Genomic DNA, 12,842 nt, shown 5'->3' with positions numbered 1-12,842 from the left:
TGCTGATGGAAATATCATAGAAAAAGGTGAAGACCCAAAATCGGTGTTGGCCCAGTTCCGTAACGACTACTACCCTCGTATTGCCGTCACAGTCGATATGATTGCAACCGGTACTGATGTGAAACCATTAGAATGTCTGCTGTTTATGCGCGATGTAAAAAGCAGAAACTACTTCGAGCAGATGAAAGGTCGCGGCACCCGTACGCTGGATAAAGACAGCCTGCAAAAAGTTACACCCTCGGCAAAAAGTGCAAAAACTCATTACGTGATTGTCGATGCCATTGGCGTCACCCAATCACTGAAAACCGCCAGCCAACCCTTGATTACCAAACCGGGGGTATCACTCAAAGATTTGGCGATGGGGGTCATGATGGGAGCCAGTGACAGCGATACAGTGTCTTCGCTTGCTGGTCGCTTGGCACGACTTGATAAACAGCTGGACGATAAAGAGCGTGCTCGCATTGCCGAAAAAGCTGGAGGCACACCACTGTTGATGATTGTCGGCGAACTGATTAATGCCATTGATGGCGACCGAGTGGAGCAAAAGGCACGGGAAATCACAAACCAACCGGTGGGTTCCGATCCCGGAGAAACTGCCCGTGACCAAGCACAAAAGGAATTGGTGAGCCAAGTAGCCAATGTGTTTAATGGTGAATTAATCGAGCTGATTGACTCGATCCGCCGCGACAAAGAACAAACTATTGTTCACGATGATTTAGACACTGTACTCAAAGCCGAATGGGCAGGTGAAACAACCGAAAATGCTAAAGTCTTAACCCTGGAGTTTACTGAATACCTTAAGGATCAAGCCAGTAAAATCGACGCTTTGAGCATTTATTTTCATACACCTGCACGACGCGCTGAGATCACTTATCCGCAAATCAAAGCCGTCCTGGAACAGCTCAAGCTAGATAGACCAAAACTTGCCCCGTTGCGTATCTGGCAAGCTTATGCACACCTTGACAACTATCAGGGGGATAACCCCATAAGCGAACTGACAGCCTTGGTAGCACTGATCCGCCGTGTTTGTGGTATTGATAGCCGCATCATCCCTTTTAACAAAATTGTTAGAAAGAATTTCCAGAATTGGATTATGAAGTATCATTCCGGTAAAAGTGACAAATTTAACGAACAACAAATGGCTTGGTTGCATCTAATCAGAGATCACATCGCTAGCTCCTGTCACTTTGAGCGTGATGACCTGGATATGGCACCTTTTGATGCTAAAGGAGGATTAGGGAGAATGTATAACCTGTTTGGTGATCGCATGAATTGGGTGATGGATGAATTGAATCGGGAGTTAGTAGCATGATGGAGTCTGAAACTAAGTTGAATCAACTCCCTAAAGGGTGGGTAAGAACAAAGGTTGGCGAAATTTTTGAGTTTGCATATGGCAAAGGATTGGTAAAAAAAGATAGAAAAGAAAATGGACCATTTCCTGTGTATGGTTCTAGTGGTATCGTTGGTTTTCATGATGAATATGTTGCAACGGGTCCGAAGGTAATTGTTGGTCGGAAAGGCGCCGCAGGGGCTGTTCACTATTGCAATGATAACTGCTGGCCAATAGACACAACATATTTTATAAATAACATTAATGTCGTAGACTCAAAATTTTCATATTACCTCCTAAAAAGCTTACGCCTCAATCAATTTGAGACATCTACGGCCATACCAGGACTAAACAGAAATGATGCCTATCGATTGGATATTTCACTCCCCCCTCTCCCTGAACAAAAACGCATTGTCGCCAAAATCGAAGAACTTTTTTCCGAGCTAGACAACGGCATTGCCGCTCTCAAAACTGCACGCGAACAACTCAAAGTTTACCGCCAAGCCATACTCAAACATGCCTTTGAAGGTAAACTCACCACCAAGTTGCGTGAAGAAAATGCCGGCAAACTGGAAACACAAGAGCAACTACTTTCTCACATTCAAAAAGAACGACAGACAAAACTTCAAGAACTTGTCAATAACGGAGATAATGAAGCAAAACGCTATCTAAAAAAATTAGCGCAAGTGAAAGTTAATCACCCGGAAAAAAAGTTACCCCTCAATGCAAAATGGGTTTCGTTAATTGAGATTTGCAACTTCATCGTTGACTGCCATAACAAAACAGCACCCTATGAGAATAAAGGAATATGGCTCATCAGAACGCCATGTGTTAAAGATGGCAAAATACTCTTAAACGAAGAAGCAAGATTCATATCTGAAGAAACATATGAATATTGGACAAAGCGTTGTCCTCCCAAACCAGGCGACATTATATTCACTCGCGAAGCACCAATGGGAGAAGTAGGTATTGTTCCTGAAAATAGTAAAATTTGTATGGGGCAAAGAATGATGTTACTTCGACCTTCAAGTCATTTAGCATCAAAATATCTTCTTTATTCAATGATGGAACCTGGATTCCAGTCACGAATGAACTCATCTGCAGTAGGCACAGGTGTAAAACATCTAAGAGTTGGGGATGTTGAAAAACTATGTATACCTCTTTTTTCACAAGCTGAACAGTCAGCTATTATTGACATCTTAGATGAACAATTATCTGTAATTGAAGAGCAAGAAAAGGAGATAGAGGAATCACTGAAAAAATCAGAAATTCTCCGCCAATCTATCTTAACAAAAGCGCTCGCGGGGCAGCTTGTTTTACAAGACTCAAGCGATGAACCTGCTAGCAAATTGCTTGAACGCGCAAAGGTAAGAAAAGCAGTGCAGAGTTCAAGTAAGACTATCAATAAAAAGCAAGTAAACCAAGGATAATTGTTATGATTGAATCCCTATCCATTTCAAAAATAGCCACCTATGGCGATCCGCCGGAGGTACTTTCTGGATTGTCGAAGTTCAATTTTATATTCGGTTCAAATGGTACGGGGAAAACAACTCTCAGCAGAGTGATCGCAGAAACGGAAATGCATGAGTATTGTAAAGTAAATTGGGATGGGGGCACTAAGCTACATACTTTAGTCTACAATCGTGATTTTGTTGATGCCAATTTCAATCAATCGTCAGAAATCAAGGGTGTATTTACGCTAGGTGAAGAAAACATTGAGACACAAAAGAAAATTGTTAAAGCAAAATCAGATCTAGAAGACTTGGAAAACCAAATAAAAGGCTTACAAAAAACCTTGAATGGTGAGGATGGTAATAGCGGCAAGAATGAGGAATTAAAAACACTTGAGGAAACCCTAAAAAATAAATGCTGGGCGCAAAAGCAAAAATACGATATCAAGCTGAAAGGTGCATTTGAGGGCTACCGCAATAACGCAGATAAATTCAAGAACAAAGTTGTTCAGGAGTTGGAAAATAATACAGCGACATTAGTGCCATTAGCCGATTTGGAAAAGCGTGCGGAGACAATATTCGGAGAAGCACTGAATATAGAGTTATTGGTTCCGAGAATAAATGTGACTTATTTAATAGAATACGAGACAAATCCTGTACTCTGTAAACGAGTTCTAGGTAAAGAGGATGTTGATATTGCAAGCATAATCAAAAAGTTAGGTAATAGCGACTGGGTCCGTCAAGGCCGAAGATTTTATGAAACGAATGAAGGCATTTGCCCTTTCTGCCAGCAAGAAACGAATGAAGGTTTTGCCAAGAGTCTTGCTGAGTATTTTGACGAAACTTTTGAGATGGATATTAAATCGATAGCTGATTTAGAGGTGAATTACCAGTCAGAAGCAGCCCGCCTCCAGCGAAAAATTGACGAGATTATTTCCAAGCCTGCCCGATTTTTAGATATAGAAAAGCTGAAACTAGAAAAACAACTACTTGATTCCACCATTGCTGGAAATCTCCAGAAGCTTGCGAATAAAAAGAAAGAGCCAAGCCAGCTCATTGAGCTAGATACCATCGCCAATATTATCAAAGAAATTGAAACATTAATTGAGTCAGCTAATACCAGCATTACTAAGCACAACTCCACAGTTGACAACATAACACAAGAGAGTGAAACATTAACGAAACAAGTGTGGAAGTTTTTACTGGAAGAGCTGAAGGCTGATCTTTCTGACTACGAGAATAAGAAAAATAACTTGATTTCAGCAATTACCTCACTGAACAGCCAAATTAATAGAAAACAAATGGAAAAGGAGCAAAAAGCCCAGGAAATCAGGGAACTAGAAAAACAAGCCACAAGTATTCAGCCAACAATAGATGATATCAATGGGTTGTTAAAGTCCTTTGGCTTTCATGGATTTTCACTTGCACCTGCAGAAGGAGAACAGAACTATAAGCTCATTAGAGAGGATGGGGAGGACGCCAAAACGACGTTGAGCGAAGGTGAACGCACCTTTGTTACATTCCTGTACTTTTATCATTTGCTGAAGGGAAGCAACTTCGAAAGTGGTATTACCGATAACCGTGTGGTTGTATTTGATGATCCAGTATCTAGTCTCGACAGTGATATTCTGTTTATCGTCAGCAGCTTAATAAAGGGCTTATTTAATGATGTCAGAGACGGAAATGGTTATATTAAGCAAATCTTTGTGCTCACACATAATGTCTATTTTCATAAGGAGGTTAGCTTCAATACTAAGCGACCTAGTTCTCAATTGTTAACAGAAGAAACATTTTGGATAATAAGAAAAGATGGTTTGTTATCCAAAATAATCAAACATGACTCAAACCCAATCAAAACTTCTTATGAATTATTGTGGATAGACGTAAAAGCGAAATCTACCCCTAATCTAACCATTCAAAATACATTACGTCGTATCATAGAAAATTACTTCAAGATTTTGGGTGGAATTAATCCAGACGACATCTGTGAAAAATTTGAGGGAAAAAATAAGCTTGTCTGCAAATCTCTATTTTCATGGGTTAATGATGGGTCACACTCGGTGCATGATGATCTTTATGTATCAAATGGTGACACTACTACAGAAACCTATCTTCGGATATTTAAAGAGATATTTGAGCAATCTGGTCATCTTGCTCATTACAAAATGATGATGGGTGAAGAAGATTCTGAAATGGAGGCAGCATGACTTAGAACTTCCAGTTTGACTGAAAAAACTATTTCGACATGTCTCGAAGTCATTTGTAAAAATACAAATCAACTAATTTATGCAAGTAATTACTTGCGTACAAGGAGTAACTCCTATGAATACCGCTTCAATTATCTCCCGCGTCTGGAGCTTCTGCACCACCCTGCGTGATGATGGTGTAGGATACGGAGATTATCTTGAACAGCTCACATATCTGATCTTCCTGAAGATGGCGGATGAGTATTCCAGGCCCCCCTACAACCGTGATGTGGGCATCCCGGAAAAGTATAACTGGCAAGCACTCACTTCTAAAAAAGGCCCAGAACTTGAAGTACTTTATGTTGAGTTGTTGCGCGAGCTTGGCAAGCAAAAGGGTATGCTAGGGCAAATTTTTACGAAAGCCCAAAATAAAATTCAAGATCCAGCCAAGTTATATCGCTTAATAGACATGATAGACAGCACTCAGTGGATTATGATGGGTGCGGATGTTAAAGGTGATATTTACGAAGGATTGTTAGAAAAGAATGCAGAAGATACCAAATCTGGGGCAGGCCAATATTTCACCCCGAGAGCATTGATTCGCGCAATGGTTGAGTGCGTGCAGCCAGAGCCGGGCAAAACAATTGCCGATCCAGCTTGCGGTACGGGTGGATTCTTTCTTGCAGCCTATGATTTTTTGATAAACCCAGAAAACTATTCGCTCGACAAAGAGCAAAAACATTTTTTGAAGCACGGTACCTTTTATGGCAATGAAATTGTCGCTAACACTCGTCGTTTATGCTTGATGAATATGTTTTTGCATAACATTGGAGAAATTGATGGTGATAGCCTGATTTCGCCGAATGATGCATTGGTAGCAGCAAGTTCTATCAGTTTCGATTATGTACTGGCGAATCCACCCTTTGGTAAGAAAAGCTCAATGAGTTTTACCAACGAAGAGGGAGAACAGGAAACAGACGATCTGACTTACAACCGCCAAGATTTCTGGGCGACCACCTCAAACAAGCAGCTTAACTTTGTGCAGCATATTCGCAGTATGTTGAAAACCACTGGCAAGGCAGCAGTCGTGGTACCAGATAACGTATTATTTGAAGGCGGCGCCGGTGAGACTATCCGGAAAAAGCTGCTTGAAAATACCACTTTGCATACCATTTTACGTTTACCAACAGGTATTTTTTACGCTCAAGGCGTTAAAGCAAACGTTCTATTTTTTGACAACCAACCAGCTAGTCCAAATGCCTGGACCAAGGAGGTCTGGTTTTATGATTACCGTACTAACATCCATCATACCCTCAAGAAAAAACCAGTGCGCTTTGAGGATTTCGCTGATTTCATAGAGTGTTACAACCCCAAGAATCCAGGTGAACGCAAAGAAACTTGGCACCCTGAAAAGAACCCAGAGGGGCGTTGGCGCAAGTACAGCTATGAAGAGCTGATTGCACGCGACAAAACTAGCCTTGATATTTTCTGGTTGAAGGACAAAAGTTTGACTGATCTGGATAATCTACCTGAACCTGATGATATCGCTGAAGAAATCATTGAAAATCTGGAAGCGGGGCTCAACAGTTTCAGGGAAGTGCTTGCTGGGCTTGCCACAAAATAATACGAATGGTACCTATTGATAAGAGAGAGTAATGTATTTAAAACAAATTGTAATTCATAATTTCAGAGGGATAATTGACACAAGTATTCATTTACAAAACTACTCATTAATAGTTGGATCAAATAACGCTGGAAAAACTACCATCTTTGATGCTTTGCGGGCATTTTATGAGAAAGATGGCTTTAAATTCAATAAGAAAGATCATTTCCCTCTTAAAGGTAATACTGATGAAGAATCATGGATTGAATTGCTGTTTAAATTAACAAAAACAGAAAGTCAGTCATTGAAAGAAGAGTATAGACTACCCAATAATAAATTAAGGGTCAGAAAATACTTTCTTACCTCGCTAAAAAATAAAGAAGGGTCAATCTTTGCTTATGACTCCTCTAATAAACTTTCTGAAAATCCATTTTATGGAGCGAAAAATGTTCAAAGTGGGAAGTTTGGAGATTTGATTTATATCCCAGCCGTTAGTAAGGTTGATGACCACGCTAAGCTTAGCGGTCCATCAGCATTACGTGATTTAATTACCAATGTGATGTCAAGTGTGGTTGATAGCAGTGATTCATATGCAAAGCTTCATGATAATGTAACAACTTTCGCAGAAGAAATTACTACTATTGAAACAGACGATAATCTATCTTTAAAAGGGTTTGAAGATGATTTAAATGAGATGCTTTCCCCCTGGCAAACTAAGTTTCAATTAAAATTTTCAACTCCATCTACAGCTGAGATTATCAAATCAATGCTAAGCTACGATATCCAGGATATTCATCACGAGGCATCACATAACATTGAGTATTTTGGCTCAGGTTTTCAAAGGCACTTTATCTATTCGTTAATTAATTTAAAGTCAAAATATGCTCCCAGCAAGGTGACTGATAAATCAAAGGATTTCAAACCAAAATTTACTATTCTCCTTTTTGAAGAACCCGAAGCATTTTTACACCCTCCACAACAAAATTATCTTGCAAAAAATTTGATGACCTTAAATAAATCTGTGGGTTGGCAAGTAATATGTTCCACCCACTCATCACATTTTGTAAGTAAAAGCACCGACAAAATCCCAGCTATCATACGAGCACAACGCGAATCAGGAATAGTTAAAACTTTCCAAATAGATGCTGAAAGATGGGATTCTTTGATTGATTCAAATCAAGTGATAAACGATATCGTTAAAAAGTTTCCTAAATTAAAAAAAACATTACAATCTGATGATTTAAAGCCTGATATGGAAATTATAAAGTATTTCCTATGGTTGAACTCTGATAGATCAAGTATATTTTTTGCAAATTATGTACTTCTTGTTGAAGGCCCAAGCGAGGCTAGTTTATTTTCAAAACTTATAGATGATGGAAAGCTCAATCTACCTCATGGTACTTATGTGCTTGACGCTATGGGAAAGTTTAATTTCCATAGGTTTATGAGCCTTCTCGGATTTATGGGAATAAAACATTCTGTTATCTATGATGATGATTCTGAAAAAGATCATCATGCTGAAATAAATAAACTTATAAATGATTCACGAAATAACTTCACAATTGAAATTCAAAAAATAGAAAAAGATTTGGAGAGCTGTCTATCATTACCAGCACCAGGTAATGCACATAGGAAACCACAACATGTGCTTTTCTATTACTCAACTAATCAAATCGATGAAGAAAAATTAAACACTCTATGCTCACTTGTTGAGTCGTGCTTCAGGAAGCATAATGATAAAGCAGATTAATCCAAGCTAAAAGGAATACAATTTTTGAATCGAATAACTGATAAGACAAATAATATGAAAATATCCTTTATCCATACAGCCGACTGGCAAATCGGAAAACAATTCTCCAACATCAAAGGAGATATTGCAGCTTTCCTTCGCGAGTCAAGATTCGATGTCATTAAAACGCTTGCCAATCTTGCAAATCAACATAAGGCAGATGCTATTCTGGTTGCTGGCGATGTGTTTGACGCTAACGAAGTCAGTGATACCACCATCAGAAAAACACTTAATACCATGAAAGAATATAAAGGGCCATGGATATTATTACCAGGTAATCATGATCCTACTTTAGCGCAAAGTGTTTGGACTCGAATGAAAGATTTACCAGAAAAGACAGAAAACATAATATTAGCTTTAAATCCTGAACCAATTTTGATTGCAAATGATAAGCTTCATATATTGCCTGCACCTTTAAAATTGCGTCATGAATATAGAGACTTAACTGAATGGTATGATGGATATCAAGCCCCCTCCCCCGCTTTCAAAGTCGGATTAGCTCATGGTTCCATTGAGGGTTTTCTACCTGAATCTGCTGAAGTACATAATATGATTTCTTTCCAACGAACAGAAACAGCAGGTTTAGATTATCTCGCACTAGGTGACTGGCATGGCCAACTTAAAGTCTCAGCAAAAGCATGGTACGCAGGAACTCCGGAACAAGATCGCTTCCATGATAACGAACCAGGTAAAGCTTTATTGGTAACCCTGGACAAAAAAGAAACTGTGCCGAAAGTTGAATCTTTAAATACAGGAAAATACCAATGGCATCGAACCAACTTTAGCTTATTCGAGAAAAATGACATAGATGTATTAGATGATTATTTCAAAAAGTTTAACCCTACTGAAAATCAAGTTATTTCACTCAGCCTTGAGGGCAATTTATCACTAGAAAATCGCCAACAATTGGAGCAATTTCTTGATGGTTGGAAAGCTAAATTTGCTATGCTGGAAGCGAATGATCAAAATCTAAAATTAAGCCCTTCGGAAGAGGACTTACAGGATTTTCACTCTATTGGCTTTTTAAGCAATATATTGGAGAAACTATTGGCCATCAGAGACAATAATTCACACGAACAGCATCCCTATGCCGAACGAGCTATACAAATGTTATGGCAAGAATTGCAATCAAATAAAAAGGCAAATTAAATTATGTTGCTAACTTCAATTTCCATTCAAAATTTCCAGCAATATGACAAGCCTTTTGAACTAAAAGGACTTTCTGCAGGTATAAATGTAATTTATGGCAACAATGAAGCTGGAAAATCAACCCTTTTACGAGCATTGCGAGCCATATTATTTGATAGATTTAATGGTAAAGGTGCAGAAGATTTCGTTGGATATAATGGAGGTTGTCCTGAAGTAAAAATTCAATTTGATCTTGGTGGAAATAGCTACACTCTTGAAAAAATATTCTCTAAGAAAAAAGAAGGTCGTGCCATATTAACTAATGAACAAGGCATAAAATGGACAGGAACAGAAGCCGAAATACATTTGGCTGAATTATTAAAATTCGATACGATTGAAAGAGGACTTACCAAGTCCGAGCAACAAGGAATTTATGGAGTATTATGGGTTGAACAAGGCAGTGCATGGCAACAAGTCTCCGTATCAAATAACCTTAAAGCTAGTCAGGCAATTCAAAGCGTACTCAATCATGAATTAACAGATATGCTTAGCCAAGGGAAAGGTGAAAGCCTACTAAAAAGATTTAGTGATGAGCTTAATGAATATCAAACAGAAAAAACCGGCAAGCCCAAAGGAGTATTTAAAGAAAAACTTGATAGTAAAGAGGCTGCTAAACAAAAATTAGAAAATTTACAAGATGAGTTAAGTAATTACCAAAAAAGAGTCGATCAACTATCCGAATATCAACGTGACTTAGCTACCCTTGTTGATCATCAAGTTGAAGAAAAAGATAAAGAACAACTTGAAACAGCTCAAAAACATCTTAGACATGCTGAGGAAATTAATGAGCAACATAAAAAAACTAAGACAGATGTAGAATTGATTGAGCTAAAACATGAAAGTGCCCAAAAAGCTCTGAAAGAGCGTTTAGATTTAATCGAGAACCTACAAATAGAAACAGCAAACGAAAAATCAGCTCAGACAAAAATAAAAGAATTAGAAACTGAAGTTGAACAATTTGAAAAAAACTTTAAAATTGCCACAGAGAGTTTATCAAAAGCAAAAGATTGCCATGAGCGAAGTCAGTTGACCCTAAAAAAAGCAAGGTCTTATCAAAAATTAACTGAAGTTCAAAAAAATATTAAACATATTGAAGAACAGCTCAACAAAGCGCAAACCCTAAATGATGAAATCAAACAGAAACAACATAGCTTATCAGAGATATTAATAGATTCTTCAACTTTAGCTGATCTAAGAAAGCTTAAGGAACAAGTTAACTCATTACAAGCAAAATTTGATGCTGTGGCTACTCGAATTAAATATTTGATTAATGAAGACTCAGTAAAATTGAATGATGATATTATTGCTGGTGAGGGAGAAGTATTCATATCTGATAAGTCAATAATAACCTTCGGAAGTAACAAAATTTGTATTATCCCGGGGGGAGAAGAATTAAGTGCAATCCAAACGAAATTAGATGATGCTAAAAAACTTCTTATTAATCAATTTGAACAACATCATATAGCTTCCTTATCTGAAGCAGAGGAACTGTTCGACAAGAAAAAAACTCTTTCAACCGAGATAGACTCATTACAAGCACAAGTTCAACTTATTTCACCCAACGGTATTGAATCATTGAAGCAACAATTAACAGATCATCAAACAGAAGAAAATATATTAATTAAGCAACTGGGTGATTCTGATCAGATTTCAATAGATGAGGCTGAAGCTCTTGAAAATTCTGCCTCTAAAGAACTTACTAAGTGTAGTGATAATGAACGTCAAGTTCATGACCAGCTAGTAAAAAAACAGGAAGCACTTAAACACGCTAAAATAGCCCTATCATCAACAAAAGAAAATTTGGTTCTACTAATAAAAAAAATAGAAAAAACAAGAAATGATAATACTGATGAACAGCTGAAAAACATAGAGAAAAAGATAGCACATGAAAAACAAATGCTCAGAGAAAAGCTGAGTGAGCTTGAGAATACTTTGCTATCGCTTGATTATGTAGGAGCAGCATCAGAAGTAGAGAGACGTCAACAAGTTTTAGATAATACTAAAAAAAGAATGGCTGATTTAAAGCAAACGATAAGAGATTTAACCATCGAACTTCAAACCAGTGGTCACCGAGGACTGGCAGAAGAAAAAGAGCAAGCTGAACAGGAGCTAAAAGAATTATGCAATGAAGTCCAACGTCTGGAAATGCACGTTGGCTCTTTAAACTTATTGTGTCTACTGATTAGAGAAAATATTCAATCTGCAAAAGAGCTGCTGGTTAAACCCCTAACTGAAGCAATGACTCCCTATCTGAAAATTTTATTCCCTAACTCTGAACCTATTATTGATGAAGAGTTTTGTCTTCAACATATTTTAAGAGATGGTATTCGAGAGCCATTCGAAAATTTAAGTATTGGTACCCGAGAACAACTCGCAATTTTATTACGATTGGCATATGCCGATTTATTGGCCGAAAAAGGGGCTTCTGTTCCAGTCATACTCGATGATGCCCTGGTTAATTCCGATGATATCAGGCGCGAGAAAATGAAACAAATTCTGCACCGTGCATCTAAAAAACATCAAATTATACTTTTAACATGTCATGGCAATGACTATCGGGATTGCGGTGGCAAATTCCTAAATATTTAGCTTTTTAATCCTCTAACCAAACTAACACCACATCCAATAATCTTGGCTTGCATTTCACTAGAACCCACACGAATGTCAGCCCAATCTTCATTAAGTGCAATTAACTCAAACTGCTGAGCTTCCTTAGAAGCCGATAATTGTTTATATTTGCGAACAATGACTTCATGCTCTCCTTCGATCAAGGCCACAACGAAATCGCCAGGTTTAGGGCTTGTATCAGGATCTACGATGAGGACATCATTAATCCGAAACTCCGGTATCATACTTTCATCTTGAATACGCAATGCGAAAGCATTTTTGCTAATACTGTCACTGACAACTGAACTTACAGGAACAAATTCAACTTTAGTATCAACATCCTCTTTAATTTTCTGGATCAAAGCAGCTGGATCAATTGCTTGTTTGTAATCTAAGACGGGAATCAATGCCCCCATGCCAAGGGATTTCGTCATCTTCCCTTCACGATTATCAGTTAAACACATCAAATATGAAGCAGATACTTCCAGCACGTCGGCCAATAATTTTATCTCAGTGGGGCCAGGTGTACGGTCCCCTCGTTCATAATTATTAATACGAGAGATTTTTAATTCACCTGTCAACTCAGCCAATGCCTTTCTCGTCAATCCTTTGGCCTTTCGTTCACTCATGATTCTTTGACCGATTTTCTCTTTGATTTTCATATCCATTCCACGGTATTTGGCAAATA

8 protein-coding genes are annotated in these 12,842 nt (G+C 38.1%); 7 read left to right on the top strand and 1 reads right to left on the bottom strand.

From position 1 onward, the window contains the following. The 7 genes from Lgra_RS17260 to Lgra_RS13185 all read left to right on the top strand — a co-directional run. Window positions 1-1,312: type I restriction-modification enzyme R subunit C-terminal domain-containing protein (locus Lgra_RS17260; protein ID WP_202967176.1), on the top strand; the 1,312-nt coding region annotated here is incomplete at its 5' end. Next, window positions 1,309-2,760: a restriction endonuclease subunit S gene (locus Lgra_RS13210; RefSeq protein ID WP_058499743.1), complete on the top strand. Its 1,452-nt coding sequence runs from the start codon at window positions 1,309-1,311 to the stop codon at window positions 2,758-2,760. The genes Lgra_RS17260 and Lgra_RS13210, both read left to right, overlap by 4 nt. Before the next feature lie 5 nt (window positions 2,761-2,765). Continuing rightward, window positions 2,766-4,988: an AAA family ATPase gene (locus Lgra_RS13205; protein WP_058499742.1), complete on the top strand. Its 2,223-nt coding sequence runs from the start codon at window positions 2,766-2,768 to the stop codon at window positions 4,986-4,988. Window positions 4,989-5,103: 115 nt separating this feature from the next. Then, complete coding sequence (locus Lgra_RS13200) at window positions 5,104-6,591, top strand: class I SAM-dependent DNA methyltransferase (RefSeq protein ID WP_058499741.1); 1,488 nt, start codon at window positions 5,104-5,106, stop codon at window positions 6,589-6,591. A 31-nt stretch (window positions 6,592-6,622) separates the two neighbouring features. Next, window positions 6,623-8,320 carry an ATP-dependent nuclease gene (locus Lgra_RS13195; RefSeq protein ID WP_058499740.1) on the top strand — a complete coding sequence of 566 codons (1,698 nt, stop codon included), beginning with the start codon at window positions 6,623-6,625 and terminating at the stop codon, window positions 8,318-8,320. A gap of 24 nt (window positions 8,321-8,344) precedes the next feature. Continuing rightward, window positions 8,345-9,508: a metallophosphoesterase family protein gene (locus Lgra_RS13190; protein WP_058499739.1), complete on the top strand. Its 1,164-nt coding sequence runs from the start codon at window positions 8,345-8,347 to the stop codon at window positions 9,506-9,508. 3 nt (window positions 9,509-9,511) lie between these two features. After that, a complete protein-coding gene (locus tag Lgra_RS13185; RefSeq protein ID WP_058499738.1) occupies window positions 9,512-12,136 on the top strand; it encodes an AAA family ATPase in 2,625 nt (874 codons plus the stop codon). On the opposite strand, the gene Lgra_RS13180 is transcribed toward Lgra_RS13185, so the two are convergent. Further along, window positions 12,133-12,816, bottom strand: coding sequence for a LexA family protein (locus Lgra_RS13180; protein ID WP_058499737.1), 684 nt, complete (start codon window positions 12,814-12,816; stop codon window positions 12,133-12,135). The two genes, Lgra_RS13185 and Lgra_RS13180, sit on opposite strands and share 4 nt — an antisense overlap. Between the last annotated feature and the right edge of the window lie 26 nt (window positions 12,817-12,842).

The sequence above is a fragment of the Legionella gratiana genome (assembly GCF_001467695.1).
GTDB classification, from domain to species: Bacteria; Pseudomonadota; Gammaproteobacteria; order Legionellales; family Legionellaceae; genus Legionella; species Legionella gratiana.
Note: the sequence above shows the minus strand (reverse complement) of the source record. Positions and strands in the feature narration are given on the sequence as shown.

Excerpts from the sequence above, each read along its gene's own strand:
- Lgra_RS13200 (WP_058499741.1), top strand. The coding sequence starts at position 5,104 with ATGAATACCGCTTCAATTATCTCCCGCGTCTGGAGCTTCTGCACCACC.
- Lgra_RS13205 (WP_058499742.1), top strand. The coding sequence starts at position 2,766 with ATGATTGAATCCCTATCCATTTCAAAAATAGCCACCTATGGCGATCCG.
- Lgra_RS13180 (WP_058499737.1), bottom strand. The coding sequence starts at position 12,816 with ATGAAAATCAAAGAGAAAATCGGTCAAAGAATCATGAGTGAACGAAAG.
- Lgra_RS13195 (WP_058499740.1), top strand. The coding sequence starts at position 6,623 with ATGTATTTAAAACAAATTGTAATTCATAATTTCAGAGGGATAATTGAC.
- Lgra_RS13185 (WP_058499738.1), top strand. The coding sequence starts at position 9,512 with ATGTTGCTAACTTCAATTTCCATTCAAAATTTCCAGCAATATGACAAG.
- Lgra_RS13210 (WP_058499743.1), top strand. The coding sequence starts at position 1,309 with ATGATGGAGTCTGAAACTAAGTTGAATCAACTCCCTAAAGGGTGGGTA.